Annotated in this window: 25 protein-coding genes; 11 read left to right on the top strand and 14 right to left on the bottom strand. The window is 61.2% G+C overall.

Translation table 11 applies throughout. The features are described from left to right. Nucleotides 1–28: 28 nt before the first annotated feature. From G5182_RS05060 to fldB, 3 genes are all read right to left on the bottom strand, one after another. Nucleotides 29–1369, bottom strand: coding sequence for a TldD/PmbA family protein (locus G5182_RS05060; RefSeq protein ID WP_216953021.1), 1341 nt, complete (start codon nt 1367–1369; stop codon nt 29–31). Then, nucleotides 1369–2769 (bottom strand): TldD/PmbA family protein, encoded by a 1401-nt coding sequence (locus tag G5182_RS05055; protein ID WP_216953022.1) that lies wholly within the window; start codon nt 2767–2769, stop codon nt 1369–1371. Before G5182_RS05055 ends, G5182_RS05060 begins: the two co-directional genes overlap by 1 nt. A gap of 202 nt (nt 2770–2971) precedes the next feature. Further along, nucleotides 2972–3490: a flavodoxin FldB gene (fldB, locus tag G5182_RS05050; protein ID WP_005335151.1), complete on the bottom strand. Its 519-nt coding sequence runs from the start codon at nt 3488–3490 to the stop codon at nt 2972–2974. 250 nt (nt 3491–3740) lie between these two features. Between fldB and xerD the strand changes: the two genes are divergently transcribed. After that, nucleotides 3741–4640 (top strand): site-specific tyrosine recombinase XerD, encoded by a 900-nt coding sequence (xerD, locus tag G5182_RS05045; protein WP_216953023.1) that lies wholly within the window; start codon nt 3741–3743, stop codon nt 4638–4640. A 72-nt stretch (nt 4641–4712) separates the two neighbouring features. On the opposite strand, the gene mscL is transcribed toward xerD, so the two are convergent. After that, on the bottom strand, nt 4713–5123 hold the full coding sequence (mscL, locus tag G5182_RS05040; RefSeq protein ID WP_047438040.1) for a large-conductance mechanosensitive channel protein MscL: 411 nt from the start codon (nt 5121–5123) through the stop codon (nt 4713–4715). A 316-nt stretch (nt 5124–5439) separates the two neighbouring features. Between mscL and G5182_RS05035 the strand changes: the two genes are divergently transcribed. The 4 genes from G5182_RS05035 to nqrE all read left to right on the top strand — a co-directional run bounded on the left by G5182_RS05035 (nt 5440) and on the right by nqrE (nt 9244). Continuing rightward, complete coding sequence (locus G5182_RS05035; RefSeq protein WP_216953024.1) at nt 5440–6087, top strand: disulfide isomerase DsbC N-terminal domain-containing protein; 648 nt, start codon at nt 5440–5442, stop codon at nt 6085–6087. Beyond that, on the top strand, nt 6053–7783 hold the full coding sequence (gene recJ, locus G5182_RS05030; RefSeq protein WP_421254233.1) for a single-stranded-DNA-specific exonuclease RecJ: 1731 nt from the start codon (nt 6053–6055) through the stop codon (nt 7781–7783). Before G5182_RS05035 ends, recJ begins: the two co-directional genes overlap by 35 nt. A 269-nt stretch (nt 7784–8052) precedes the next feature. Continuing rightward, nucleotides 8053–8445 (top strand): hypothetical protein, encoded by a 393-nt coding sequence (locus tag G5182_RS05025; RefSeq protein ID WP_227342071.1) that lies wholly within the window; start codon nt 8053–8055, stop codon nt 8443–8445. A 199-nt stretch (nt 8446–8644) separates the two neighbouring features. Next, on the top strand, nt 8645–9244 hold the full coding sequence (gene nqrE, locus G5182_RS05020; RefSeq protein WP_227342072.1) for an NADH:ubiquinone reductase (Na(+)-transporting) subunit E: 600 nt from the start codon (nt 8645–8647) through the stop codon (nt 9242–9244). Nucleotides 9245–9309: 65 nt separating this feature from the next. On the opposite strand, the gene lnt is transcribed toward nqrE, so the two are convergent. The 5 genes from lnt to miaB all read right to left on the bottom strand — a co-directional run bounded on the left by lnt (nt 9310) and on the right by miaB (nt 14980). After that, nucleotides 9310–10854: an apolipoprotein N-acyltransferase gene (gene lnt, locus G5182_RS05015; RefSeq protein WP_227342073.1), complete on the bottom strand. Its 1545-nt coding sequence runs from the start codon at nt 10852–10854 to the stop codon at nt 9310–9312. A gap of 147 nt (nt 10855–11001) precedes the next feature. Beyond that, nucleotides 11002–11886, bottom strand: coding sequence for a CNNM family magnesium/cobalt transport protein CorC (corC, locus tag G5182_RS05010; RefSeq protein WP_203118663.1), 885 nt, complete (start codon nt 11884–11886; stop codon nt 11002–11004). Between the two features lie 95 nt (nt 11887–11981). After that, nucleotides 11982–12446, bottom strand: coding sequence for an rRNA maturation RNase YbeY (ybeY, locus tag G5182_RS05005; RefSeq protein ID WP_005354089.1), 465 nt, complete (start codon nt 12444–12446; stop codon nt 11982–11984). Beyond that, a complete protein-coding gene (locus tag G5182_RS05000; protein WP_005362369.1) occupies nt 12443–13492 on the bottom strand; it encodes a PhoH family protein in 1050 nt (349 codons plus the stop codon). The genes ybeY and G5182_RS05000 overlap by 4 nt, the downstream gene beginning before the upstream one ends. A gap of 54 nt (nt 13493–13546) precedes the next feature. After that, the gene (gene miaB / locus G5182_RS04995) at nt 13547–14980 is read right to left on the bottom strand and encodes a tRNA (N6-isopentenyl adenosine(37)-C2)-methylthiotransferase MiaB (RefSeq protein ID WP_164536230.1); all 1434 of its coding nucleotides are present in this window, start codon (nt 14978–14980) and stop codon (nt 13547–13549) included. A gap of 265 nt (nt 14981–15245) precedes the next feature. Between miaB and G5182_RS04990 the strand changes: the two genes are divergently transcribed. From G5182_RS04990 to G5182_RS04980, 3 genes are all read left to right on the top strand, one after another. After that, entirely contained in the window at nt 15246–16409 is a 1164-nt protein-coding gene (locus tag G5182_RS04990; protein WP_227342074.1) for an FAD-dependent oxidoreductase, read from the top strand. Nucleotides 16410–16458: 49 nt separating this feature from the next. Next, complete coding sequence (locus tag G5182_RS04985; protein ID WP_204383909.1) at nt 16459–17025, top strand: cysteine hydrolase family protein; 567 nt, start codon at nt 16459–16461, stop codon at nt 17023–17025. Nucleotides 17026–17157: 132 nt separating this feature from the next. Beyond that, on the top strand, nt 17158–17841 hold the full coding sequence (locus tag G5182_RS04980) for a cold shock domain-containing protein (RefSeq protein WP_227343001.1): 684 nt from the start codon (nt 17158–17160) through the stop codon (nt 17839–17841). Between the two features lie 90 nt (nt 17842–17931). Here the strand turns inward: G5182_RS04980 and G5182_RS04975 are convergent, their stop codons facing one another. After that, nucleotides 17932–18840, bottom strand: coding sequence for a LysR family transcriptional regulator (locus tag G5182_RS04975; protein ID WP_421251875.1), 909 nt, complete (start codon nt 18838–18840; stop codon nt 17932–17934). A gap of 116 nt (nt 18841–18956) precedes the next feature. Between G5182_RS04975 and G5182_RS04970 the strand changes: the two genes are divergently transcribed. Together G5182_RS04970 and G5182_RS04965 are read left to right on the top strand one after the other, a co-directional pair. Further along, complete coding sequence (locus G5182_RS04970) at nt 18957–19202, top strand: hypothetical protein (RefSeq protein ID WP_421230621.1); 246 nt, start codon at nt 18957–18959, stop codon at nt 19200–19202. Continuing rightward, on the top strand, nt 19199–19879 hold the full coding sequence (locus G5182_RS04965; protein WP_421251874.1) for an HAD-IA family hydrolase: 681 nt from the start codon (nt 19199–19201) through the stop codon (nt 19877–19879). The genes G5182_RS04970 and G5182_RS04965 overlap by 4 nt, the downstream gene beginning before the upstream one ends. A 209-nt stretch (nt 19880–20088) precedes the next feature. On the opposite strand, the gene dcuC is transcribed toward G5182_RS04965, so the two are convergent. Genes dcuC through G5182_RS04950 form a run of 3 tightly spaced genes read right to left on the bottom strand, consistent with a single transcriptional unit; the run spans nt 20089 to nt 24238 of the window. After that, nucleotides 20089–21450, bottom strand: a complete 1362-nt coding sequence (gene dcuC, locus G5182_RS04960) for a C4-dicarboxylate transporter DcuC (protein ID WP_421251873.1) — start codon at nt 21448–21450, stop codon at nt 20089–20091. Between the two features lie 54 nt (nt 21451–21504). Further along, complete coding sequence (gene rihC / locus G5182_RS04955) at nt 21505–22422, bottom strand: ribonucleoside hydrolase RihC (protein WP_421251872.1); 918 nt, start codon at nt 22420–22422, stop codon at nt 21505–21507. A 16-nt stretch (nt 22423–22438) separates the two neighbouring features. Continuing rightward, nucleotides 22439–24238 carry an adenine deaminase gene (locus tag G5182_RS04950; RefSeq protein ID WP_421251871.1) on the bottom strand — a complete coding sequence of 600 codons (1800 nt, stop codon included), beginning with the start codon at nt 24236–24238 and terminating at the stop codon, nt 22439–22441. Between the two features lie 135 nt (nt 24239–24373). Between G5182_RS04950 and G5182_RS04945 the strand changes: the two genes are divergently transcribed. Continuing rightward, entirely contained in the window at nt 24374–25312 is a 939-nt protein-coding gene (locus G5182_RS04945; RefSeq protein ID WP_421230617.1) for a LysR family transcriptional regulator, read from the top strand. Between the two features lie 178 nt (nt 25313–25490). Here G5182_RS04945 and G5182_RS04940 read toward each other — a convergent pair whose 3' ends face one another. Further along, a complete protein-coding gene (locus G5182_RS04940; RefSeq protein ID WP_216953036.1) occupies nt 25491–26093 on the bottom strand; it encodes a nitroreductase family protein in 603 nt (200 codons plus the stop codon). Nucleotides 26094–26174 lie beyond the last annotated feature (81 nt).

Genomic DNA, 26174 nt, shown 5'->3' with positions numbered 1-26174 from the left:
TTCTTGCTTGCAGGTTTCGTCGGGGCGTTTACTTGCCTGCGACGGAGAGGCCACCAAAACGGATAAGCGGGGAGTAGAAGCCCTTGCTGTCGTTGTGGTGCAGGGTATCGCCGACCGCTTCCAGCTCGCCCAGCAGGCGGTAGAAGTTGCCTGCTACCGTGATGCCGCGCACCGGCTGCAGTCGCACCCCATCGCGGCAGAGGAAGCCCGACGCGCCAAAGGAGAAGTCACCGCTCACCGCATCGGCACCCGAATGCAGACCGTCCAGCTTGACTAGCTCCAGATAGTCGCCGCTCTGCACCTCCGCTTCACAGTGAGGGCCCGCGCCAAACACCAGATGGCGAGCGGTCACATCGAGGGCGCTGCGGGCACCGCGGGCGGCCGAGCCGTTGCTGGCCACACCAAAGTGGCGGGCGGTGGCGCTGTTATGGAGCAGGGTCTTCAGCTCCCCTTCGCCAATCAGCAGCAGATCCGAGCTGGCCGCCCCCTCGCCATCAAACGCCTTGATGTTCATGCCGCCCGGCATATAGACCCTGCTCTCCAGAGTGAGCCAGCGTGACGCCACGCTCTGGCCGACCTTGCTGCGCCAGGGGTTGATCCCCTGCTGGGCCCACTTGCCCGACAGCACGCCCTGAAAGCAGCCAAACAGGCTGGCAAAGCAGTTGGTGCTGAAGATGACGCTGTAGCGACCGCTCGGCACCGCTTCACCGGGCAGCAGTCCATCGGCGATGGCGTAGATCTGCTCGATGAGTCGCTGGCTATCCAGCTCGTCGAAGCGACGGCCATACTGCCCCTGCGAGTGCATCGACTGGCGGCCATCCCGTTCCACCAGCGCCGAGGTGTAGCAGCCGACGCTAAACTCGCCGTGCTGGCAGAGGGTGCCCTGACTGTTGGCGAGCCAGAGCTGGCTCTCCCCTTCAAAGAAGCTGTTGTAGGGGGCGCCGCTCACATCGGGCATGGCCAGCATGTCAGATTCGAGGCGCAGGGCCAGGGCGATCTTCTCCTCAACCGGCGTGGTATCGGGCTGGTTGATTTCGGCGCAATCTGTGGTGATCCGGCTATTGGCCACCGAGATGCGCTGATCCGGATCCACCTTGGCAAAGCGGCTGGCATCGAGCGCATCTTGCAGCATTGCATCCAGCGCCAGCTCATCGAGGGATTCCGAGTAGGCGATGCCGACCCGACCCTCTTTGATCAGGCGAATGCCGAGCTGCTGGCTGCTGGTGACCTTGTATTCACCCAGCTCGCCCTTGTCTGCCTTGAGGGAGAAGGCCTTCTCCTGATTGGCGATGATGTCTGCCTCGGCGTTGAGGTCGGCCACCTTGTCGAGCAGGCGGGTGAGCAGTTGGTTCATGTCGAGCTGGCTCATCAGGCGTTCCCTCCCACCAGAATATTGTCCACTTTCAGCGCCGGCTGGCCCACCGAGGTGGGCACCGAGCCCGAGACCGAGCCGCACATACCGGCGGCCAGTGCCAGGTTGCGGCCCACCATGGAGATCTCTTTCAGCACCTGCGGGCCGGTGCCGATCAGGGTGGCAGACTTGAGCGGCTTGGTGATTTTGCCGTGCTCGATGAGGTAGGCCTCCTGCACATTGAAGTTGAACTCGCCGGTGCCGGGCTGTACCGAGCCGCCCCCCATCTTCTTGGCGTAGATGCCGTGCTCTACCGTGGCCAACATGTCGTCGAGGCTGTGGTGGCCCGGCTCGATATAGGTGTTGCGCATGCGCGAGGTGGGGGCGTACTTGTAGGATTCGCGCCGCCCGGAGCCGGTGCGTGCGTAGCCTGTTTTGAGGGCACCCATTCTGTCCACCAGAAAGCCGGTCAGTACCCCGTCCTTGATGAGCTGGGTATGCTGGGTAGCCATCCCCTCGTCATCGACGTTGATGGAGCCCCAGGCGTTGCTCTGCAAGCCTTCATCCACCGCATTGACCACCGGATTGGCGATAAGCTGGCCCATCTTGTCGTGGAACACCGATGCCTTCTTGGCCACTGAGGTGGTCTCCAGCAGATGACCGCACGCCTCGTGGAAGATGACGCCGCCAAATCCGTTCTCCATGATGACCGGCAGGGTGCCGCTCGGGCAGGGAGCCGCGCCCAGTTTCACCAGTGCCTGACGGGTGGCGGTGAGCGCCAGCTCGCGCGGATCGATGCGATCGGCATGCTCCCACCCCATCAGGGCGCCGGGGGCCTCGTAACCGACGCTCTGCTCGCTCCCTTCCATGGCGATGGTCTGGGCCATGATGCGGTTGTAGTGGCGGCGATCGGCTACTTGCACTCCTTCGCTGTTGAAGATTTCCACCTCCTGCTCCCAGCCCAGCACGTTGCCGGAGAACTGGCTCACCTTGTCGCTCTCGGAGCGGGCCGCTGCATCCATGGCGTGCAGATAGGCGATCTTCTGCTCCAGCAGCTTGTCTGCCGACAGGGGCAGCGCCACCGGGTTGCGATCGCTCAGGCGGGTGAAATCGAAGGCGGTGGCGGTCACCACGGGGTCGCGGCGGTCTTTGGCCGCCAGCAGGGTGACAATGCGCAGCAGCTCGTCGCGGCTGGCCAGATTGGTGTAGCCGTAGAGCACCTTGTGGCCGTAACAGAGGCGCACGCCGATACCGAAATCGAGGCCGCCGCTGATGTTCTCTATCTGGCTGGAGAGCAGGCTGAGCTGGCTGCGGCGCTTGCGCTCCACAAACAGCTCGGCAAAATCGGCACCCAGCGCCAGCGCGTGATCGAGCACGTCACGGGCGATGGCGGGGGCCAACAGGGAGAATGGAGTCATAGAATATCCTTTTCTGGTCTGTCCGTTTGCTTCCGACATCCGGCTCTGATTGTTATGGGATGTCGAGTCCATTGTTGCAGACCAGCACAAAAAAGTCGCTATAGCGTCATGCGATGATACCGATTGAGAAAATCGGTGCGATAACTGCGCCCGGCGGCCAGGGCCAGGCGCTCAGGGTCGTTTTGCCAAAACGTGGGAAAGGTCAGAGCAGGGCGTGGATTTCGCTCAGGATCTGCTCGACCCACTGCTCGATGCGCGGATCGGTCTGGTCATATTGGTTGGCATCGTCCAGCGCCAGCCCGACGAAGTGACGGCCATCGTCGATCAGTGCCTTGGAGGCATCGAATTCGTACCCTTCGTTGGGCCAGTAGCCCACCAGCTTGACCCCTTTTGGCACCAGCTGATCGTGCAGCATGCCGAGGGCGTCCTGGAACCATTCGCCATAACCGAGCTGATCGCCGAGGCCAAACAGGGCCACGATGCGTCCCTCCAGATGGAGATCGGCGATATCTTCCCAGCGGGACTCCCAGTCCTCCTGCAGTTCGCCAAAATCCCAAGTGGATATGCCGAGGATCAGGATCTCGTAATCCTCCATCCGGCGCAGGGAGACATCCTTGATATTGTGAATATCCACCAGCTCGGGGCCGATGAGGGCGCGGATCTTCTCGGCAGCCATCTCGGTGTAGCAGGTGGTGGAACCGTAAAACAGACCAATCTTCATCGCTCTACTCTCTGTTGGCGCTTTCTCGCTTGCTTTTGGCGCGTTCTCGCATGCTCGTGTGGGCTGCGCCATGTTGGCAACACGATGGGTAACGTAAGGGGAGGGCGCCAGTCTAGCAGATTGCCATTCGACCTTCACCGCCCGGCAAGGTGCGTGGCAAACGTGCCTTATCTTTCCAATGAAAGTGCCTTGTCTTTCCAAGGAGTTGGCGCGTTACAATGGGCCATCGATCCCCTGATTGCAGCGCACCATGAGCAAACCCGACCCCCATCCCCTGATTGAACCCTTTCTCGACGCCCTCTGGCTGGAGCGGGGATTGTCTGACAACACGGTCAGCTCCTATCGCAGCGATCTGGAGAAGTTCTCCCTCTGGCTCGACGAGCAGGGGAGCTCGCTGCTGCTGGCGGGGATGGACGAGATCCAGCACTACCTCGCCTGGCGGGTCGATCACCAGTTTGCGGCCAGCAGCACCGCCCGCTTCCTGTCGGCCCTGCGCCGTTTCTATCAGTATCTCAACCGTGAGAAGCTGCGCAGCGATGATCCGACCGTGCTGCTGGAGGGGCCCAAGCTGCCGAAAAAACTCCCCTCAGATTTAAGCGAAACGGAGGTGGATGCGTTGCTGAGTGCGCCGCTGGTGGATGACCCGCTGGAGTTGCGGGACAAGGCAATGCTGGAGCTGCTCTACGCCACCGGGCTGCGGGTTTCCGAGCTGGTGGGGCTCACCGCCGAGCATATCAGCCTGCGGCAGGGCTTGGTGCGGGTTATTGGCAAGGGTAACAAGGAGCGGTTGGTGCCGATGGGCGAGGAGGCGATGCACTGGCTGGAGCGTTACTACCGCGAGGCCCGCACCCTGCTGCTGGGGGGCACCAGCTCGGATGTGGTGTTTCCCTCCAAGCAGGCCCGTATGATGACCCGCCAGACCTTCTGGCATCGCATCAAACTCTATTCCCTGCGGGCCGGGATTAATGGCGAGCTCTCCCCCCATACCTTGCGCCACGCCTTTGCCACCCATCTGCTCAACCACGGCGCCGACCTGCGAGTGGTACAGATGCTGCTGGGCCATGCGGATCTCTCCACTACCCAGATCTACACCCATGTGGCCAACGAGCGACTCAAGGCGCTGCACGGGGAGCATCACCCCAGAGCTTGAGTGGCTGTCCTCCCAAAAACAAAAAACCGCCAGCAGGCGGTTTTTTTATCTCTACACGACAGGAGATGGCGCTTATTTCCCTTGCTGGGATTTCAGCAGATCACGGATCTCGGTCAGCAGCTCCTGATCCTTGGTCGGGCCTGCCGGAGCGGCGGCTTCTTCTTCCTGCTTTTTCTTGAGGGTGTTGATGGCCTTCAGTCCCATAAAGATGGCAAAAGAGATGATCAGAAAGTCGATGATGGTCTGAATGAACTTGCCATAGGCGATGACCACGGCGGGTGTTGCACCTTCAGCGGCCTTCAGGGTGACCGCCAGGTCGCTGAAGTCCACGCCGCCCAGGATCAGGCCGATGGGCGGCATGATCACGTCACCGACAAAAGAGGAGACAATTTTGCCGAAGGCGGCACCAATGATGATACCGACCGCCATATCGATGACGTTGCCGCGGGCGGCAAAGGCTTTGAACTCTTGAATCAGACTCATTATTTCCTCCGAAATTAAACAAGATAGCGCGTTGATTACCCTTGCCAAAGGGCGAACTCTTGTCAGGAAAAACAGAGGCTAAGCCGCGTTGTTCCTGTCGTCCTGACTAGCTTGCGGGCGTTATGAGTCCTTGGCAATCGGGGGGAACCTTTTTTTTGGTACAAAGTGATATTAATTTTTTGATAAGTAGCTGATTGAATGATGAGCTGTGCTGCTGTAGTTTGCTGGGTCGATTCATTCATACCGCGTGAGTAAACAAGTGAAGTATTTACTACTGGGAATGATGCTTTTGTGCACATTTGCTGCCAGAGCGGGGATGGATACCCAAACCTTGAAACAGACCATTACCGCCCGGTTAGGGGTCTCTGTTTATCTGGTGGAACAGACCCCCATTCCCGGGCTCTATATGCTGGGCACTTCGCAAGGGGTGCTCTACAGCGATGCCAAGGGGAACTATGTGGTGCAGGGGGTCATGCTGGATATGACTCATAACATGAAGAATCTCACCATCTCGGGCATGCGCGAGCAGCGTCGACTGGGCTTGTCCCAGGTGACCCATACACCGGTCGTTCTCCAGGCCAGTAATGAGCGTCATCGGGTTGCGCTCTTTTTCGGTGAGCAGGATGCCGCTCGTCGCCAGCTGTCCGGCACGCTGCAACATCTGCAGGCGTCCGGGGTCAGTGTCGAGCTCTACCCCGTGATTGAACATGCAGGACAGGCTTCCCACTGGTGCAAGGATCCCCTGCTACAGAATGATCCCTTCAAAGCCTATTTGCCTCAAAAGGAATGTAGTGAGACCCTTATCGAGAATATTGGCCTGAGCCAGTGGTTGGGGGTCAAGGTACTGCCTGCCTGGGTCTCCTCTGATGGAGATCTGGTAAGGGGCTACCAGAGCCCGGAACAACTGCTCAAGATACTGGATCACATTGATGCCCCTGCAAATCCGTCGTCGTCCGCGAGTTGATGATTCCCATCTCCCCGCCACCCTGCACCCCCTGCTTCGTCAAATCTTCGCCAGCCGTGGCGTAGAGGATCCCGCTCTGCTCGAGCGCAGCGCCAGCCAGTTGCTGCCTCCCCAGCGCCTCTATGGGATGGAGCGTGCGGTGCCGCTGCTGGCGGAGGCGCTGACGGCGCAAAAACGGATCCTTATCGTCGGCGACTTCGACTGCGACGGCGCCACCAGCTCGGCCCTGTGCGTGCTGGCCCTGCGCGCCATGGGGGGGCGCCATATCGATTTTCTGGTGCCCAACCGCTTCGAGTTCGGTTATGGCCTCACCCCCGAGATCGTCGAGCTGGCGGTGGCCCGCGGCGCCGAGTTCCTGATCACGGTGGATAACGGCATCTCCAGCATCGCCGGGGTGGCGGCGGCCAAGGCGGCCGGGATGCATGTACTGGTTACCGATCACCATTTGCCGGGTCAGGAGCTGCCTGATGCCGATGCCATCGTCAACCCGAATCAGCGCGGTTGCGATTTTCCCTCCAAGTCCCTGGCCGGGGTGGGGGTGGCCTTCTATCTGATGGCGGCCCTCAACACCCATCTGCGTCAGCTTGGCTGGTACGAACGGCAAGGGCTACGCGCCCCCAATGTGGCGGATTACCTCGATCTGGTGGCCCTCGGCACGGTCGCCGACGTGGTGGCCCTCGATGGCAACAACCGCATCCTGGTCCATCAGGGGTTGCAGCGGATCCGGGCCGGGCGCTGTCGCCCCGGCATTCAGGCGCTGGTGGATGTGTCGGGCCGCGATGGTCGTCGCCTCACTGCCTCCGACCTTGGTTTTGCACTGGGGCCACGCCTCAATGCGGTAGGGCGCCTCGATGACATGTCCCTCGGGGTCGCCTGTCTGCTTTGCGATGATCTCAAGCTGGCGCGCCAGCTTGCGGCCGAGATGGACAGCCTCAATCAGGAGCGCAAGGAGATCGAGCAGGGGATGCAGCAGGAGGCCCTCGCTACCCTGGAGCAGATCCGGTTTCACGATGGCGAGGTGCCGTCGGGCATAGTGCTGCACCGCAACGAGTGGCATCAGGGGGTGGTGGGGCTGGTGGCCTCCAAGGTGAAGGAGAAGTACTACCGCCCGGTCATCGCGTTTGCCGAGAGCAGCGAGAGCGAGCTCAAGGGCTCTGGCCGCTCCATCCCCGGGGTGCATCTGCGCGATGCGCTGGAACTGCTCGACACCCGCCACCCGGGGCTGATGGGCAAGTTTGGCGGCCACGCCATGGCGGCGGGGCTGACCCTGCCCAAGGCCAATATCGAAGCGTTCGGGCGGGCCTTTGAGGCGGTCATCAGCGAGCTGGTGACGCCGGAGCTCTTGACCGGGGTGCTGCTCACCGATGGCGAGCTGCTGCCGGACGAGCTCACTCTCGAGTTGGCGGAGCTTATTCGCGCCTCCGGCCCCTGGGGTCAGGCCTTCCCCGAGCCGCTGTTTGACGGCGAATTCGTGCTGGTGCAGCAGCGGCTGGTGGGGGAGAAGCACCTCAAGATGATGCTGACTACCGATTCTGGCCACGCGGTGGATGCCATCGCCTTCGGCGTCGATCTCAAGCGCTGGCCCGATGCCTCGGTCAAGCGGGTGCGGCTTGTCTACCGGCTTGACGTCAACGAGTGGCGCGGCAACCGCAGTGTGCAGCTGCTGGTGGAGCATCTGGAGGCGGTCGGTCTCTGAGCAGGTAGCATTGCTGCTCTGATCGCTGACAACGGCCACCCTCGGGTGGCCGTTTTACTGTGGGCCCGGGGGTGACTCTACCGCCTTGTTATGTTGGTATTTAATTGCTGGCTTTCTTAGAAAGAGGGTTTTTAGTATCGTTTTACGTCAGTTAGTACGGTTTCAAATTCAAGAAAAAGAGGCGTTGTGATACATTCATCCCCGCATCATTTTGTTGTTTGAACGGGACTGACTCTTTGCTGCCTTTTGGCCGACTATCGACCTGGGCGATGGTCCTCGCTATCGCCAGCCTGCTGTGGTTTGCCGCTTTCGCTGCGGTAGGGGTCACTGCAACACCTCATCAGGCGTCGGTCAGGCAGAAGGTCTCGATGCAGTTGCATGAGCAATCCGATCCGGGATTGGTCAACAGTGTCGGCCTTCCTCCTGCCTCCCAGTGGCGACTCTGCTTCGAGCTGGGGCGGCGACTCGAAGGGGCCACTCATTCCGAGCGCTATCAGATGGTGCTGGCCTGGTTCCAGCACGATATCCTCGGCCTGCTCTGCGGTCTGCTACTGGTTCTCCCTCTTCTCTATGTCAGGCAGCTCCCCGTCTACTTCGGTTATTTGCACCGACGGCTGCTGCGCTGTCGCCACCTGCAATATCGTTTCTGTCACGGCGACTAGCTCACCCGGCTGGCGGACGCTCATCCACGTTTTCACACGGATTTAACGCTCCCGATTGACTGACGGGGCAGGCTGACACCTGCAGCCTGCGCTCTATCGTCCGGTGCTGCGTCCGCGCTTTCTGTTGTTTCGTCCATGCTGCTGGCCATCGGCCAGAGGCAGACTTTCTCTTTGCGCAAACACCTGGTGAGCACACCCTATGGACTACTACCTCAACCTGTTTATTCACTCAATCTTTGTCGAGAACCTCGCCCTGGCATTCTTTCTGGGGATGTGTACCTTTCTGGCCGTCTCGAAGAACATCAACACCGCCTTTGGCCTTGGTATGACGATCTTGGTGGTGATGGTGATCGCCATTCCCCTCAACAACTTGATTTACCGCCATATCTTGCGGGCAGGCAGCACCTTTTTCGGCGAATTCGATCTGGGATTTCTCGATTACATCATCTACATCGGGGTGTTGGCGGCGCTGGTGCAGGTGATGGAGATGGTGCTCGACAAGTACGTTCCGGCGCTCTATCAGGCACTCGGCATCTATCTGCCGCTGTTGACGGTGCACTGCGCCATCTTTGGCGGGGTGATGTTTATGGCGCAGCGGGATTACGATTTCATCGAGTCGCTGGTCTACAGCGCTGGCTCGGGGCTTGGCTGGCTGCTGGCCATTGTCGCCATGGCCGGACTGCGCCAGAAGCTGAAGTACGCCGATGTCCCCGAGGGGCTGCGGGGCATCGGCATCACCTTTATCGTGGCGGGGCTGATGTCCCTCGGCTTTATGTCCTTCTCAGGCATATCGCTTTGATTGGAGATGAAAAAAACGAGGCGCCTGCGGGCGCCTCGTTGTTTATCAGGGATTGCGGATGGCCATTACAGCTCGCGGGCCCAGGGGTGAGCCTTGGGACGCAGGGCCAGCGCCAGACCCAGCAGCAGTACGGTCAGACCGTAGAGAGGCCAGCTGCCAAAGCGCAGGTAGGGGGTCTCGCCGTGGGCGGGACGCACTTCGCTGCGCAGCACGCCCGCTTCAAACTGCGGGATCTGGCCGATGATGCTGCCGTCGATTTCGGTAACGATGGTGATGCCGGTGTTGGTGTCCCGCAGCAGCGGACGAGCCAGCTCCAGCGCGCGCATCCGGGCGATCTCCATATGCTGCCAGGGGCCAATGCTGGTGCCGAACCAGGCATCGTTGGAGACGGTCAGCAGGAAGTCGGTATCGGCATTGACGTTGCGGCGCACCTCCTCCGGGAAGATGATCTCGTAGCAGATGGCGGCGGCGAACTTGAGCCCCTTGGCGATCAGGTTTGGCTGCACTTCGTCACCCCGGCTGAAGGAGGACATCGGCAGGTTGAAGAAGGGGGCGATGGGGCGCAGCAGATCTTCAAACGGCACGAACTCGCCGATGGGCAGCAGGTGGTACTTGTTGTAGCGGTTGGAGTGGTTGTAGAAGTAGGACTCCTTGCCATCCGCATCCTGCACCCCCATGCCGAGCACGGTATTGTAGAAGCGCTGTTGCTGCTCGTCGTAGTGAATAATCCCAGCCAGCAGGCCGGTATCGTTCACCTTCATCGCCTTGTCCAGATTCTCCAGATAGGGGCCCATCGCCTTCTCGATGGCCGGGATCGCCGACTCCGGCCAGATGATGATGTCAGCATCCTGATTCTCGCGGCTCAAGTCCTGATAGGTGCGCACCGTGGGGGCCAGCGCCTCCGGATCCCACTTGAGGGACTGGGCGATATTGCCCTGCACCAGTGCCACCTTGACCGGTTCGCCACGGGTCACCCAGTTGAGTTGCATCAGGCCGTTAGCACCGGCAACCAGCAGGGCGGGCACCGCCAGCCAGAGCGGGGAGCGGGATTTCCACACCTGCCAGATGGCGGAGGCAGAGAGCAACAGGGCGAGGGTGATGCCCTGCACCCCAAGGATTGGGGCGAAGCCCCTGAGCGGGCCGTCGATCTGGCTGTAGCCAAACCAGAGCCAGGGGAAGCCGGTCATTACCCAGCCACGCAGCCAGTCCGCCAGCAGCCAGAGTGTCGGGAAGGCGAGCAGCCAGCGGCTCCAGTGACGGCCGCCAAAGAAGCGGGCAAAGACCCAGCAGGCGAGCGTCGGGTAGAGCGCCAGATAGGCGGAGAGCCCGGCCAGCAGTACGAAGGCCATCGGCAGCGGGATGCCGCCAAATTCAGTCATGCTGACGTGGATCCACCATAGCCCCGGCAAAAAGAGTCCCATGGCGTAGCCAAAGCCACGCCAGGCGGCCTGCTTTGGCGTGGCTTTGTCCAGCAGGGCGTAGAGGCCCAGCAGGGAGGGGATCACCAGCGGCCAGTAGCCAAAGGGAGAGAAAGCCAATATAGCGATGGCACCACTGGCCAGTGCGCCGAGGCTCAACAGGATTTTGGACGTAACGGGGGATAATCTCACGGGCGATGGTGCTCGTCTTGGTCTGAAACTGGGTCGAATGGCCGGTATCTTAACCTGTAAGCGGGGCAACGGCGAGCCTCGATGCCGGTGGCAGAGAGCACAACGCCCCGAGGTCGGGGCGTTGTTTCACACATTGAGCGGATCTGCTTATTGCGGCTCGGATTGCGCCGCCGCGTGGTGCTCGGGGATCTTCACCTGCAACTGCTGCAGACGACGCCGGTCGGCATGCATCACCTTGAACAGGTAGCCGTCCAGCTCGATCTCCTCGCCCTTCTTGGGCAGATGACTGAAGGCGTGCATCACCAGACCACCCACAGTATCCACCTCTTCATCGCTGAACTGGGTGCCGAAGAAGTCGTTGAAATCCTCGATCTCGGTAAGGGCACTAACCGAGAAGACCCGTTTGCTGATGCGGCGGATCTCGTCCGGCTCATCCTCGATGTCATCGAATTCGTCATCTATCTCGCCGACGATAAGCTCGAGAATGTCTTCAATGGTCACCAGACCGGAGACGCCACCAAATTCGTCGACCACGATGGCCATGTGGTAGCGCTCTTCACGGAACTCCTTGAGCAGACGGTCAACCCGTTTGCTTTCCGGCACGATCACCGTGGGGCGCAAGATTTTCTCGAGCTGCAGCGGCTCGCTGGCGTGATGGCCGCCAAACCCGAAGGGGAGCAGATCCTTGGCGAGCAGAATGCCCTCCACATGATCCTTGTCCTCGTTGATCACCGGGAAGCGGGAGTGGCCGGACTCGATGATCACCGGCAGGATTGCATCTACCGGTTGGGACTTCTCGATGGTCACCATCTGGGAGCGGGGGATCATGATATCGCGCACGCGAAGATCGGCGATCTCCAGCACCCCCTCGATCATGTCCTTGGTGTCCTGATCGATGAGGTCGCGCTCTTCGGCATCGGCTATCACGTCTACCAAATCATTGCGGTCTTTTGGCTCGCCCTGGAAGAGTTGGCTGAGTTTGTCGAGCCAGGTTTTCTTCGGCGAGCCGGTACTAGGGTGATCGTCGGTCATTTTCTCTCTTGGTTACTCGTATGAACACACTTGAAATAGTTCGGGTTATATAAGGATGGTCATCTGCTGTTTCAAGACGATGACCGTCCGGCGTTTTACTCTTCGTCGTTCAGATAAGGATCGGCAAAACCGAGCTCCTGCATGATGTCGCGCTCAAGCGCTTCCATCTCTTCGGCTTCCTCATCCTCGATATGGTCATAACCTAGCAGATGCAGACTGCCGTGCACAACCATGTGGGCCCAGTGGGCCATGAGGGGCTTGCCCTGCTCCTCGGCCTCGCGCTCTACCACCTGACGGCAGATCACCAGATCGCCGAGCAGCGGCAGCTCCAGACCGGGTGGCGCCTCGAACGGGAAGGAGAGCACGTTGGTGGGCTTGTCCTTGCCGCGATAGGTGAGGTTGAGCTCGTTGCTCTCCGCCTCGTCGACGATACGCACCGTTACTTCTGCCTCCTGCTGGAAGCCGAGAATGGTGCCGTCGAGCCAGCCTTGCAGTTGGGCTTCGGTGGGCAGGCCATCAGTGCTGGCACTGGCCAGCTGCAGATCCAGGGTTACGCTCATTGCTCGCTCTCTTTGCTGGCGTTTGTTTGGCCGGCCACCTTCTCGGCGGCCTGTTTGGCATCGAATGCCTCGTAAGCCTGCACGATGCGGGCCACCACCGGGTGGCGCACCACGTCTTTGGACTCGAAGAAGTTGAACGACAGACCATCGACCCCTGGCAGCACTTCCAGCGCGTGACGCAGGCCGGATTTGGCGTTGCGCGGCAGGTCTACCTGGGTGATGTCACCGGTGACCACTGCCTTGGAGTTGAAGCCGATGCGGGTGAGGAACATCTTCATCTGCTCGGTGGTGGTGTTCTGGGCCTCATCGAGAATGATAAAGGCGTCATTGAGGGTTCTTCCGCGCATATAGGCGAGCGGCGCCACTTCGATGATGTTGCGCTCCATCAGCTTCTCGACCCGCTCAAAGCCCAGCATCTCGAACAGGGCGTCGTAGAGCGGGCGCAGGTAAGGATCTACCTTCTGGGAGAGATCCCCGGGCAGGAAGCCGAGCTTCTCACCCGCTTCCACCGCCGGACGGGTCAGCAGAATGCGGCGAATTTCCTGACGCTCCAGCGCATCCACCGCCGCTGCGACCGCCAGATAGGTCTTGCCGGTACCGGCCGGGCCTATGCCGAAGCAGATGTCGTGGCGCACGATATTGGCAATGTACTGAGCCTGATTGGGGCTGCGTGGCTTGATGAGACCGCGCTTGGTCTTGACCGTCACCTCCTTGCCATAGGGGATGCTCGGCGCCGGTTCGTCATCCTGCTCCAGCACCCGCGACTCCTGAATGGCCAGATGGACCATGTCGGGGGTGATGTCGGTCACCTTGCCACCCTTGAGGGGCTGGGTTTCCACATAGAGGTGCTTGAGGATGACGGCGGCGGCATCCAGCTGGGCCGGTTTGCCCACCAGCTGGAAGTGGCTGTCACGGTAGCTGATCTCGACGCCGAGGCGGCGCTCCAGCTGCTTGATATTGTCATCGAAGGGGCCGCACAGGCTGGCAAGGCGCTGGTTGTCGGCGGGCTCCAGATGCAGATTCAGGGTCGAGATGTGTCGGCTCAAAATATCCTCGTCTCAAGGCGCTCCCCATCCGCCGGGCGAATGGGGAGGAGGGGATTAATGGGGTGTGAAGGCGGCCACGCCCAGCTCGTCCGGTACGTTATCCGGGCGACGGGCTAGGATTTCGCTCGGTGCTGTGGCGATCCGCAGGTTCATCTCGCTCTCGCCGCGGATGAACTTGCCGCGCAGGGAGTTGGGACGCACCTCGGTGATCTCCACGTCGGCAAAGCCGCCGATCAGGGTGTGCTGGCCTTCGAAGTTGACCACCCGGTTGTTCTCGGTGCGGCCACACAGCTGCATCGGGTCGAGCTTGGAGGGCCCTTCCACCAGGATGCGCTGGGTGGTGCCCAGCATGGCGCGGCCAATCTGCATCGCCTGGTTGTTGATGACGTGCTGCAAGCGGGCCAGACGGGCTTTCTTCACTTCCATGTCGACATCGTCGGGCATGTCGGCGGCCGGGGTGCCCGGGCGCGGACTGAAGATGAAGCTGAAGCTCATGTCGAAACCCACATCCTCGATCAGCTTCATGGTCGCTTCAAAGTCTTCGTCCGTCTCGTTCGGGAAGCCAACGATGAAGTCGGAGCTGATGGTGATGTCGGGACGGGCGGCACGCAGGCGACGGATCTTGGATTTGTACTCCAGGATGGTGTGCGGGCGCTTCATCATGGTCAGAATACGGTCGGAGCCGCTCTGCACCGGCAGGTGCAGGAAGCTGACCACTTCCGGGGTATCTTTGTAGACTTCGATGATGTCGTCGGTGAACTCGATCGGGTGGCTGGTGGTGTAGCGAATGCGATCGATACCGTCGATGGCGGCCACCAGACGCAGCAACTCGGCGAAGGTGCAGATGCCGCCATCAAAGGTCGGGCCGCGGTAGGCGTTGACGTTCTGGCCGAGCAGGTTCACTTCGCGCACGCCCTGCTGGGCGAGCTGGGCGATTTCGTAGAGCACGTCGTCCAGCGGTCGGCTCACCTCTTCACCGCGGGTGTAGGGCACCACGCAGTAAGTACAGTATTTGGAGCAGCCTTCCATGATGGAGACGAACGCGGTAGCCCCTTCGGCGCGCGGTTCGGGCAGGCTGTCGAATTTTTCGATCTCGGGGAAGGCGATATCAACCTGGGCACCACGGCCCTCTTGCACTTCCTTGATCATGGTGGGCAGGCGATGCAGGGTCTGCGGGCCGAACACGATATCCACATAGGGAGCGCGTTGGCGAATCGCATCGCCCTCCTGAGAGGCAACGCAGCCACCCACGCCGATCACCAGACCGGGCTTTTTGGCCTTGAGCTTTTTCCAGCGTCCCAGCTGGTGGAACACCTTCTCCTGCGCTTTTTCGCGGATGGAGCAGGTATTGAGCAGCAAGACATCTGCCTCTTCGGGCTCTTCGGTAAGCGTGTAGCCATTGCTGGCATCCAACAGGTCGGCCATTTTGGACGAGTCATACTCGTTCATCTGGCAACCCCAGGTTTTAATGTGAAGTTTCTTGCTCATTGCTTCTCTTGACTTGTTTTGAAATCGGCATGGTCAAAGGACCGCGCATTTTACTCCGCAATCTGGATACTGCCTAGCTAATATCCAGCTGGCAATGGTGCTCACCCGATACCTGTTGCCAGCAAGCTCAATAAGCTTTCTCCTTGATTTGACGCAGCAATTCCCCGTTTGTCTCACTGTTTATCAGTCGCCCTTGCGCTATCATGCAGCCATCCGGTTCACGTCCGGGCGCTGTCGCCGGACGCACCCTTTCAGGAATACATGTATGGAACAGTGTGATATCGCCATCGTCGGCGCCGGCATGGTGGGCGCCGCCACCGCCTGTCTGCTTGCGGCTCAGGGTCTCTCGGTGCGGGTCATCGAGACCCAACTGCCGGAGCATTACGCGCCGGAGCAGCCGCTGGATCTGCGGGTCTCCGCCATCAGTCAGGCCTCGGTGGCGCTGCTGGAGCAGGCCGGTGCCTGGCACCATCTGCAGCAGATGCGGCTCTGCCCCTATCGCCGGCTGGAGACCTGGGAGCTGGATGGCTTTGCCACCCGCTTCAATGCCGCCGATCTCGGTCTGCCCCAGCTTGGCTACATCATCGAAAACCGGCTCGTGCAGCTCGCCCTGCTCAAGCGGATGGAAGAGTTTCCTACCATCCAGACCCACACCCCGGCGGCTGTGACCAGCCTGCGCCAGAGTGCGGATGAAGCTGTGCTGACTCTGGATGACGGCTCCGAGCTGGCCGCGCGCTGGGTGCTGGCTTGCGACGGCGCCGAATCCCACACCCGCAAGCTGGCGGGTATCGGCGTATCGCGCTTCGAGTACCGCCAGCACTGCATGCTGATCAATATCGACACCGATTTTGCGCAGGAAGATATCACCTGGCAGCAGTTCACCCCGAGCGGCCCGCGCGCCTTCCTGCCATTACCAGGCCAGCACGGCTCTCTGGTGTGGTATGACAGCCCGGCCCGGATCCGCGCTCTGGCGGCCATGAGCAACGAAGGGCTTGCCGCCGAAGTGCGCCGCCACTTCCCGAGTCGGCTCGGCGGGTTCACCGTCACCGGCAAGGGGAGCTTCCCGCTGGTGCGCCGCCACGCCAACGACTATCACGTCGGTCGGGTGGTGCTGCTTGGCGATGCTGCCCACACCATCAACCCGCTGGCGGGGCAGGGGGTCAACCTCGGCTTCAAGGATGTCGCCTGCTGGGTCGACTTGCTGCAAGGTGCTGGCGCTGACTGGCATCAACTTGTGCTGGCCGAGCGCTACGAGCGGCGCCGTCGTCCCGACAACCTGCTGATGCAGTCGGGGATGGATCTCTTCTACGGGGTGTTCAGCAACGAGATTGGCCCGCTCAAGCTGGCCCGTAATCTGGCCCTCAATCTGGCGGATAAAGCTGGCCCCTTAAAGGAGATGGCGCTGCGATATGCACTGGGGCTGGTTTGACAGATAGAAACCAGATAGCACGGGCTGAATGCGCTAAGGAGCAAAGGTGATGAACAAGGCACTGCTGGTGATCGATTTTATCAACGATATTGCCCACCCCGACGGGCGCATTGCCGCCTCCGCAGCCCATGTGCTGGAGCAGGATGCCATCGCGCATGCCAATCAGGCGCTGGCCCATGCCCGCGCCAACGGCTGGCTGGTAGTGCTGATCAAGGTGGGCTTTGACGGCGGCTATCAGCTGCAGCCCAAGGGGTCTCCCATGTTTGGTCGCGCTCACCAGTTGGGGGCGCTCTCCTTGGCTGACAGCGGCACCGACTTTCATCCGGATCTGGATGTGCAGCCCGGCGATCTGGTGCTGACCAAGCCCAGGGTCAGCTCCTTCTATGGCACGGCGCTGGAGCCTGCGCTGCGGGCCAATCACATCGACCACCTCTATCTGTGCGGGGTGAGCACCAGCTGGGCCATTCAGGCGGCAGCGCGGGATGGTCACGATCGCGACTACGCCATCACCATTCTGGATGATGCCTGCGCCGCCGCAGATGCCACCGAGCATCACACCTCGCTGCGGATGCTGGGTCGCATCGCCGAGATCATCAAGGTGTCCCAGCTGGCTTGATCCTTAACGCAGGCTGCGCCCGATCACCGTGTTGAGATTGACTCTGCAGATCCCTGTTGGGCCGCTGCGCTTTTGGGCAACATGATTGTCGGGCAAGATAGTGCTCACATGGATAACAACAAGGATGGACAGATGCGTTATCAGGGACGGATCGCGAGCTGGAACGAGGCGCGCGGCTTTGGATTTATTACGCCGGAGCAAAATGGCGCCGAGCAGGCAATCAATGGAGCACGCAGTGCAGGGCTGTTTGTGCATGTTACGGCGCTGCAATCAGATGGCCGAGTGCCAGAGCCGGGGGAGCGTGTCACCTATCTGATCGGCAGTGGCCAAGATGGCAAACCGAGGGCGTTACAGGTCTTTTTCCCCGATCGCCCGCTCACGTTGGCGGGTGTTGTGCCGTCGGTCGCACCATCAGCAGCAAGATCAGCCGCATCATCGGCGGCGCCTGCATTTCGGGCGGCAAGTCAGCCGCCAAGACCCACTTCTACCAGAGAGCGGAGTAACCCCTATCGACGTCTCAAGAGCAGCTGGAGTGGTAAATTGCTCCCCCTGTTGCTGCTCGTCGGCCTCTTTTCCATCTATTCCCGCTTCTTTGCCAATTTGTCGCCCGCATCGCCAGTTACTCAAGAGGAGGTTAGTTCCATCTTCAGTACGCCACAGGCAGCGACCTTTACTCGCCAGTGTGATGGTCGGCAGCATTGCTCCCAGATGACCTCCTGCGAGGAGGCAACCTGGTTTTTACAAAACTGCCCTGGTACCAAGATGGATGGAGAAGGAGATGGCATCCCCTGTGAAGATCAGTGGTGTGTTAATTGAAATGCTTTGATTCACAAAGGCCCGATTAATTCATCTCGATTGCTGAGCGCTATCTTCTCCTGGTTCCGTCTGCGGGAGTTTTTGGCTGGGTCAGCGATCGATTGTGGCTGGGTGCGGTGCGGGATGGGGATCGAGGACCAGCTGCACGAAGCGATCGCGGATCGGGTCGGCAAAGGCGGGGTTCCACACCAGACTTATCTCCCACTCGGAACAGGGGCCAAAGAGGGGATAGAGGGTGACGTCCGGGCCCGCGATAAAGCTGACGCTGTGCGGCAGGATTGCATTACCTATGCCTGCCGCAACCAATGCCACCAGAGTCTGAATATCCTCTGCCTCTTGAACCATGCCGGTCAGCCGGTTGGCGCCGAGAAACCCGGCGATCTGCCGGGTTAGGCCGGGACAACGGTAGCCCACCATCTGCAACAGGGGTTGACTGGTCAGTGCCTGCTGGACGTCAAACGATGACGGATCTGGCTGGGTCATCCGGGTTGGCACCGCCAGTACCAGCCGGTCGGTCAGCAGCCGATGCTCCTGCAACAGCGGAGTCTCTGGCCGACGCATAAAACCAAGTTGCAACTGGCCGGAGAGCAGCTGCTCCTGCTGGATGGCGGAGGGCATATCCTGCAGATGGACCATTACGTCCGCGACCTGTTGTTTGAAACGGGCCACCAGCGAGGGGGCCAGCGCAAAGCTCGATAGTCCAAAGCCAATCTTGAGCCGACCGGCGACCCCGCTCGCCACCGCCAGAGCATGGCTCTCGAACTCCCGCCCATGCTCGACCAGTGCTCTCGCCTGGTTGAGCAACTGGGCGCCGAGCGCCGTCAGCTCGGCACCGTGGCGGCCCCGCTTGAACAGGGTGCTGCCGAGAGTCTGCTCCAGCCCCTGGATCTGCTTGGTGAGGGCCGGCTGGGTAATGAAGAGGCGGCTGGCCGCTTCCCGGTAGTTGGCGGTCTCGGCCAGCGTCACAAACGCCTGTAGTTGCCTCAAGTCAAATTTCATTCCAATTGGTTATCCAAAGTGGCTATTTATTGATTATAAATTATCTAATCGCCTTGTTCTAATGGCTCGGCAAGGGGGGAATCGCCCTCCTCTGAACCGGAACAAGGAGCCATATCATGTCTACCCAGCGCTATCTCTTTTTGATCAAGGGCACCCTGGTGCTGGCCCAGCCATTGGCGGCCCCGGAGACTGGGGAGCTGCTCGCCAGCCTGCTGCAACAGGGTTTTGTGGTCGGCCCCTTGCAAGTGTGGGCTGGCAGTGCCGAGCAGGCGCTGACCTGTTACGAGCGGGCAGCCCAGCAGCAGGCCTTTGCCGATGCACTTTCTGGCGCTGCCCTCGAGCCTGCCGGTGATCCGGCATGAGTTCCGCCACGCACTCACTCACCCTGTCGGTATCCGCCCTGCTGTTCGATATGGATGGCACCCTGGTCTGCTCGACCGGCGATGTGGAGCAGGTATGGCGGCTCTGGTGTCGTGAACATCTGCGCGATCCCGAGCCGGTGTTGGCGATGTGTCACGGTATGCGTTCGCGCGAGGTGATCCGGTCGCTGGCTCCGCAACTGGATGTGGAGCGAGAGGTCGCGCGGCTTGATGAGTTGGAGATGCTGCATACCGGCGGCGACGCCATCGCAGGAGCTGGCGAGTTGCTGCGCCACCTGCCGCCACAGCATTGGGCCATCGTGACCTCCGCTGGTGAGCGGGTTGCCCGCCATCGCCTGAATTGTGCCGGTTTGCCGCTGCCGGCCGTGTTGGTGGGAGCCGAAGCGGTGATCAATGGCAAACCCGATCCCGAGCCCTATCTGCTGGGCGCTGTACGGCTTGGCGTGCCACCCGCTCGCTGTCTGGTATTTGAGGATGCCCCGGCCGGTATTGAGAGCGCCCTGCGTGCAGGCTGCGCCGTGGTACAGGTGGGGGGCGATGCACCGCTCAACCCTGCGGTGGTGGCGGTGATCCGCGACTGGCGCGAGGTGAGAGTGGTGTCAGGGAAAGGCGAGTCCTTGCTGGTGATGCTGTCGATGCAGGGCGCCAACCAAGAATGACGGCACGAGAGCTCTGGGAGTTGAATTAGGGGGCTGAGCCTGATGGCTGGCGGTCAGTTACTCAGGCGCATGTGGCTCTTGGTCGCAAAAGTTATAGACGATCCCCACCGATTATCTTCCGGGCGTTTACATGCAGTGGGTTCACTTTCAACCGGAGGTAAAAAACCGTCTGCAGGCGACCGGATTGATCGCCTGCAGATGGAGCTGGTTTAGCTGAACAGCAGGTAGGAGAGGGTCATGCAGCAGATGATGCCCGAGATGATGGGCACCGAGGTGCGCTTGATGATCTCGATGGGATTGCTGCCGGTGATCGAGGCGATGACGATGATCACCGCGGCGACCGGCGACATGGATCGGATCAGGTTGGCAGTGAGCTGCATCGGCAGGGCCACCGCGACACTGTTGACGCCGACCTTCTCAGTGATCTCGGGAATGATGTTGATAAAGGAGTAGAAGACTGCCAGCCCACTGCCGCTGATAAAGCCGATCAGCGCCGCCGTACCGGAGAAGAATAACATCAAGATGGAGCCGACGCCGTCGATGTGTTTCACGCTATCGACCAGGGTATCGATGATGCCGATGGCTTTCAGTCCCTCCACCAGCATGCTGGCCGCTACTATGAGCGAGACCACCTGAGCCAGACCCGTCCCCATGCCGGTGAAGAAGATGGCGAACTCCTTGCTGGTCTCCTTGATATTGCCTTTGCGCAAGAGTTCTACCCCTATGGTGAGCAGCAGGCAGACGAAGGTGATCTCCACCAGCCCTAGGGAGATATGGGTGAAGCAGATGCCGAACAGCAGTACCAGCACCAGCGGCAGTACAGGGAAGAGGCCGTAGTAGGCGGGTGACAAGCCGGTGGGCACGGCGAGCGATTCCTCTTTTTCCTCTAGTCCGCTGCGCGACTGCTGCCGCTTGTCCATCGCCTTCTGCCAGAAGTAGTGCACCACTGCCATCAACGCCAGTGTCGGCAGCGAGATGGGGGCGTGGTAGGAGACGATGTACTCCACCAGCGGGATGCCCAGCTTCTGGGCGGCCAGCACGTTATCGGCCCCCAGCGGGCTGGGCATGATGGTGGCAGTGGTGGCAATGACGGCCCCCGCGGTGAGGGAGGACATGTTCGATGCCTTCAGTACCGGATAGAGGGTCGCCATCAGCAACACTGCCAGACTGGCAGCGCTTGGCACCACCAGCGAGAGCAGATTGCCCAAGAGGAAAATCACCGGCACCAGCAGGTAGGGGGAGCGGATGCGACTCAAGGGGCGGGTCAGCAGCATCACGGTGACGTCGTTGGCGCCGATGTGGCTCATGTAGCTGGAGAAGCCGAACAGCACCATGATGGTGAGGCCGACATTGCCCATCTGGCTGATGAAGATCTGCTTGATCTGGACGAAGGGATCAAGCCAGCTGAGGCCGCTGCTCTGCGCCGCAGGCAGCAGGGGGTGGCCCAGTCCGACGGCGGCAAACATCAGCAGCAGCCCGGCGCCAAACAGCACTATCTTGGCATCGTAGTTTTTGGCGATGAGATAGCCGCAGATGACCAGGATCAGGGTGCTGACAATTATTTCCAGCATGTTTCCAACACTCTCTTCTTGATGTGAATGGGCCAGCGGGCTGGCGGTTCGGGATCAGATGGCGCGGGCAAGGGTCTCCATGCACCAGGCCCTGAATCCGGGCACGTCGATATCGAGACACACCTCGGCGTTGGGCGGGCGTTTGAGCCGGTTGTTGATATCCACCGAGGTGGTGCCGAGGGTGTGCTCACCCCGGGTCTCGATGGCCACATGGCAGGCCCGGGTGATAAAGAGATCGGGGCGCACCAGATAGGCAATGGCGCAGAGATCGTGCATCTTGAGCCCGGTCTGCATACTGCCGCCGCGATAGTGGCCGAACAGGGCGTGGAGCATGGCGCCGGTGCGGTTGAGGGCGGGCAGCGCCGCAATCATCTCGCCGGTCAGGGTGGCCCGGCTGGTGACATCGAGTCCGCACATCACGATGGGCAGACCGCTGCTGAAGACGATGTGAGCCGCCTCCGGATCCACGTAGATATTGAACTCGGCATTGGGGGTGTGGTTGCCCCGACCGGCCGAGCCGCCCATCAACACGATCCGCGCGATCTTCTCCCGACACTCGGGGTGCAGGGTGAGCAGCAGGGCGATATTGGTCAGCGGCCCGATGGGCACCAGCGTCATGGATTGTTCGCTGGCGAGCAGGGTGCCCTTCATGGCTTCGACGGCATGCTCCGGTATCGGCTGTTGCCCGGGCTCGGCAAACTCGTAACCATCGAGGCCGGAGTGGCCATGGATATGGCTGGCATTGTCGAGGGGGCGCACGAGGGGCTGGCTGGCCCCCTGTGCCACCGGCACCTCTTGGCCGAAAAAGTGCAGCAGGCGCAGGGCGTTGCGGGTGGTCTTGCTGACATCGACGTTGCCGGCGACCGTGGTGATGAGCGCCAGCTCGATCCCGGGGTGAAACAGGGCGGCGGCGATGGCAACGGCATCGTCGATGCCGGGGTCGGTATCCAGAATAATGGCGACAGGGTTCACGCTGTTCTCCTCGAGGTTAATCGGCTTGGCTGGCATCGTGGGGCCAGCAGCAGATAAAGGGGTCGACAATCTCGCGGGTCAGGCCATCGGTGAGGCCGAGATCGGTCAGATGGGGCCCCGCATTGCAGGCAAGGCCGGTTCCCTCGATGGCCTTGAAGACACGGTAGGGGGGCTCCCACTCCACCACCTTGCCGCTCACTTCGCGCAGAGCGTGGAAGCTGGCGGCCAGCTCGCTGGCCGGCAGGTCGGAGAGCATGCCGGCGATGGGCATGGCAACGTGGGCCAGCACCTCACCCTGCTGGACGACCGCCATGCCGCCCCCGCTGGTGATCAGAGTGTTGGCGGCCAGCATCATCTCTTGCGGGTCGCGCCCCAGCACCACCAGATTGTGGGAGTCGTGGGAGTAGCTGGTGGCGATGGCCCCTTGCAGCTCGCCCCACCCCTCCAGCAGCGCCAGCCGGGTGCCCGCCTGATGGCGGCCATGGCGGTGTTGCACCGAGATGAGGCTAAATCCCGCAGGCACGATGACCTGACCATCCCGAACCTCAACCTCGGTTTCACTCCACTGGGTGAAGCGAGCCCCCTTGATGGTCTTTAAGCGGGCCCGACCCGCAGTCAGCCCGGGCACCCGGATGATGAACTCCTCCAGCGTGCGCAGGGGGATCTGCATGGTATCGCGTGGCGCCTGACAACCTGCGACAGGCTCGGAGGGGCTGAGAATGGCGCCATGGCGGGCGACCCGCTGGCCACCGCTGTAGACCCAGATCGGGTTGAGATCGGTGAGGTTGTCGAACACCACCAGATCGGCGCAGCGGCCGGCGGCAACCAGCCCCAGATCGTTGCGCTGCAGCCGGATGGCGGCATTGAGGGTGGCCATTCGCAGCACATCGGGCACCGCCAGCCCGAGTTCAGCCAGCAGCTTGACCAGCGCAATCATGCCCCCTTTCTCCAGCAGCATGTCGGGCGGCACATCGTCGGTACAGAGGGTGATTTGGGAGGAGAGGTGGGGCAGCTGTTTCAGCGCCGCGACGATCTCCGGCAGCAGGTAGGGGTGGGAGCCGCGCAGCTGCAGGGTGAGCCCGGCCCGCAATTTTTCCAGCGCATCGGCAGCCGAGGTGAGTTCGTGATCCGAGCTGACCCCGGCAGCCAGATAGGCTTGCAGCCGGTGACCAGTGAGGCCCCGGGCGTGTCCCTCAATCAGGGCATTGCGTTGCAAACCGGCGTGCAGAATGCCGGTCATCCGCTCGCTGCCGCCCAGCACCCCCTGCATGTCCATCACCTCGGCGATTCCCGCCACCTCCGGCCACTCCAGCATGGTGGCCATCTCGGGGCCGTGGAAGTCGGCGCCCGACATCTCGAGACCCGGCGTCGAGGGAACGCTGGAGGGGGCGGCGCAGATGACCCGCAGCGGCAGATTGCGGCTGGCGTCGATGGCGTAGCGCACCCCCGCCAGCCCGAGTACATTGGCCAGTTCGTGGGGATCCCAGAAGATGGTGGTGGTGCCCTGTGCGACCACCACATCGGCGTAGCGCTCCGGCGTCAGGTGGGAGCTCTCCACATGGACATGGCTGTCGATAAGACCGGGCGAGAGATAGGCGCCGGCCAGATCGTGGGTCTCGCGTGCCTGCTGGAAGGAGCCGACCGGATGGACGCTGGCGATCAGCGGGCCGACCAGCCCCACGTCGACGGGGCGGATCTCGCCGGTCACCATGTCGATCAGGTTGGCGTTGGTCAGCAGCAGATCGAAGGGGGCTTCGCCGAGGGCAGCCTGCACGACGCGGCGGCGCAAGTTGAGGGATGCATCTTGTTCACACATGAAGGAGATGGCCTGACAAGGGGAATAATGGGCCCACTTTAGGGAGGGGATTGGTCCGTGCATAGCGCAAAGAATTTATAACTGGATAAGAAAGGGTTATGCTGCTGCAAACGTTTTTCTCCGGTTGTCGATTTCATGTCCGAACCTTGGCGCCGTCTGCCTGCGCTCTCTCTGAAGCAGATCCAGTATTTTGTCACGCTGGCCCAGCTGCGCCACTTCACCGAAACGGCCAATCAGATGGCCATCAGCCAGCCCGCCCTGAGCAGTGCCCTGCGCCAGATTGAATCTGTACTAGGCGGCAAACTGTTTCACCGCACCGCGCAGGCGGTCACCCTGACCGAACAGGGGGAGGCGATCCTGCCCCACGCCAAGGGGCTGCTCAATGTGGCCCACGCCGCTTTTGCCGATATGCAGCAGGTGATGGTCGAAGGGGGCGATGGCACCCTGCGCATCGGTCTGATCCCGTCGGCCTGCACCCTGATGTTTCCGCTGGCGGCCGCCCGTCTGCAGCAGCAGTTTCCGGGCTTGCTGGTCGAGTTTCAGGATCACACCAACGACGGTCTGTTGCAGGCGCTGGCCGAGGGGTCTCTGGATGCGGGGATTGGCGTGCTGGATGGCGAGTTGCCCGACTCGCTGGAGGTGACGCCGCTGCTGGACGATGCGCTGGTGGCGGTGATCAACCGGCAGGATCCGCTGGCAGGGGAAGAGGCCATCAGCTGGCATGAGCTGACCCGCCGCGACATCGCCCTTTTTGCCAGAGGCAACGTCAGCCGGCAGGTCAACGGACTGGCCCAGAGCCAGTTGCCCGGGCTCAAGCCCAGATACACCACAGATTATGTCGAGACGCTTTACGGCTTGGTGCGCTCAGGGTTGGCAGTTGCTATCCTGCCCGGACTCTATGCCGCGAACCTGCGCGATCCCCAGCTGAAAGTCGTGGCGCTGCACGAGCCAGTGCTGAGTCGAACCCTGGCGCTGATGTGGGCGAAAGGACTCTCCCGATCAACTCGCATCGACGAAGGGCGAGCCCTGCTGCGCGCCACCATTATCGAACAGCTAAGTAGTCAGCACGGCTGAGGCTGGCACGAGGTGAAGGTGGAACCTGGAGAGACATCCCTGCTGGTGACGCTGCCCGCCTGAGCTGTGGTGCGAGTGCGTGACGACCGCAGATTGCGGTATGAACCATCGCTATCCGAACTCTTGATGTCGCAATAAAAACGCCCCCGAGATGCGGGGGCGTTTTGCTATCTGGCCGTTATTTGAAAACGCGGAAACGGGTGGCATCGTCGATGAAGGTCTTGTCGCCGGCCGGTTGCTGGATGCTGCCAAAGGGCATCTGGGCACGCAGCAGCCAGCTGGCTGGCAGGTTCCACTCCTTGCGTACCGCCTCGTCGATGAGGGGGTTGTAGTGTTGCAGGGAGGCGCCGATCTTCTCCTGGGCCAGGGTGGTCCAGACCGCAAACTGGGCGATGCCGGTGGCATGTTCCGACCAGATGGGGAAGTTGTCTGCATAGAGGGCAAACTTTTGCTGCAGATCCTTGATGACGTCGGTGTCTTCGAAGAACAGCACAGTGCCGAAACCTGCGCGGAAGCTGCCATCCACCTTGGCCTCACTCTGGGCGTAGGCCTCCGGCGGCACGATCTTTTTCAGCTCGGCTTTGACGATATCCCACAGCTTATGGTGCTGGGCGCCAAACAGGATGACGGCGCGGGAGCTCTGGGAATTGAAGGAGGAGGGGCTGTGCCTGATGGCATCCTGGATCAGGGCCGTCAGTTGTTCCGGTGTATGGGACACCTGGCTGCCCAGGGCATAGATGGTACGACGTGCTTTGATCTGTTCGATAAACGGACTGCTCATAACATCTCCTTGTTCTGCTTGGCGTTGCAGCCGGTGATGGACGGTTTGTCCAGCGCCGGCCGCGTCAGGTATAGACTATAA

This window comes from Aeromonas sp. 600948 (genome assembly GCF_049174875.1).
Lineage (GTDB): Bacteria > Pseudomonadota > Gammaproteobacteria > Enterobacterales > Aeromonadaceae > Aeromonas > Aeromonas veronii_A.
Note: the sequence above shows the minus strand (reverse complement) of the source record. Positions and strands in the feature narration are given on the sequence as shown.

What these genes read in the sequence shown, in the direction of transcription:
- corC (WP_203118663.1), bottom strand. Translation starts at nt 11,886, where the DNA reads ATGACCGACGATCACCCTAGTACCGGCTCGCCGAAGAAAACCTGGCTC.
- dcuC (WP_421251873.1), bottom strand. Translation starts at nt 21,450, where the DNA reads ATGCTGGAAATAATTGTCAGCACCCTGATCCTGGTCATCTGCGGCTAT.
- G5182_RS04940 (WP_216953036.1), bottom strand. Translation starts at nt 26,093, where the DNA reads ATGAGCAGTCCGTTTATCGAACAGATCAAAGCACGTCGTACCATCTAT.
- G5182_RS04970 (WP_421230621.1), top strand. Translation starts at nt 18,957, where the DNA reads ATGTCTACCCAGCGCTATCTCTTTTTGATCAAGGGCACCCTGGTGCTG.
- recJ (WP_421254233.1), top strand. Translation starts at nt 6,053, where the DNA reads ATGCCCCTGCAAATCCGTCGTCGTCCGCGAGTTGATGATTCCCATCTC.
- fldB (WP_005335151.1), bottom strand. Translation starts at nt 3,490, where the DNA reads ATGAAGATTGGTCTGTTTTACGGTTCCACCACCTGCTACACCGAGATG.
- G5182_RS04980 (WP_227343001.1), top strand. Translation starts at nt 17,158, where the DNA reads ATGCGTTATCAGGGACGGATCGCGAGCTGGAACGAGGCGCGCGGCTTT.
- miaB (WP_164536230.1), bottom strand. Translation starts at nt 14,980, where the DNA reads ATGAGCAAGAAACTTCACATTAAAACCTGGGGTTGCCAGATGAACGAG.
- mscL (WP_047438040.1), bottom strand. Translation starts at nt 5,123, where the DNA reads ATGAGTCTGATTCAAGAGTTCAAAGCCTTTGCCGCCCGCGGCAACGTC.
- G5182_RS04985 (WP_204383909.1), top strand. Translation starts at nt 16,459, where the DNA reads ATGAACAAGGCACTGCTGGTGATCGATTTTATCAACGATATTGCCCAC.
- G5182_RS04945 (WP_421230617.1), top strand. Translation starts at nt 24,374, where the DNA reads ATGTCCGAACCTTGGCGCCGTCTGCCTGCGCTCTCTCTGAAGCAGATC.
- nqrE (WP_227342072.1), top strand. Translation starts at nt 8,645, where the DNA reads ATGGACTACTACCTCAACCTGTTTATTCACTCAATCTTTGTCGAGAAC.
- G5182_RS04990 (WP_227342074.1), top strand. Translation starts at nt 15,246, where the DNA reads ATGGAACAGTGTGATATCGCCATCGTCGGCGCCGGCATGGTGGGCGCC.
- G5182_RS05035 (WP_216953024.1), top strand. Translation starts at nt 5,440, where the DNA reads ATGGATACCCAAACCTTGAAACAGACCATTACCGCCCGGTTAGGGGTC.
- G5182_RS04950 (WP_421251871.1), bottom strand. Translation starts at nt 24,238, where the DNA reads ATGTGTGAACAAGATGCATCCCTCAACTTGCGCCGCCGCGTCGTGCAG.
- G5182_RS04965 (WP_421251874.1), top strand. Translation starts at nt 19,199, where the DNA reads ATGAGTTCCGCCACGCACTCACTCACCCTGTCGGTATCCGCCCTGCTG.
- G5182_RS05025 (WP_227342071.1), top strand. Translation starts at nt 8,053, where the DNA reads ATGGTCCTCGCTATCGCCAGCCTGCTGTGGTTTGCCGCTTTCGCTGCG.
- G5182_RS05060 (WP_216953021.1), bottom strand. Translation starts at nt 1,369, where the DNA reads ATGAGCCAGCTCGACATGAACCAACTGCTCACCCGCCTGCTCGACAAG.
- G5182_RS05055 (WP_216953022.1), bottom strand. Translation starts at nt 2,769, where the DNA reads ATGACTCCATTCTCCCTGTTGGCCCCCGCCATCGCCCGTGACGTGCTC.
- ybeY (WP_005354089.1), bottom strand. Translation starts at nt 12,446, where the DNA reads ATGAGCGTAACCCTGGATCTGCAGCTGGCCAGTGCCAGCACTGATGGC.
- xerD (WP_216953023.1), top strand. Translation starts at nt 3,741, where the DNA reads ATGAGCAAACCCGACCCCCATCCCCTGATTGAACCCTTTCTCGACGCC.
- G5182_RS04975 (WP_421251875.1), bottom strand. Translation starts at nt 18,840, where the DNA reads ATGAAATTTGACTTGAGGCAACTACAGGCGTTTGTGACGCTGGCCGAG.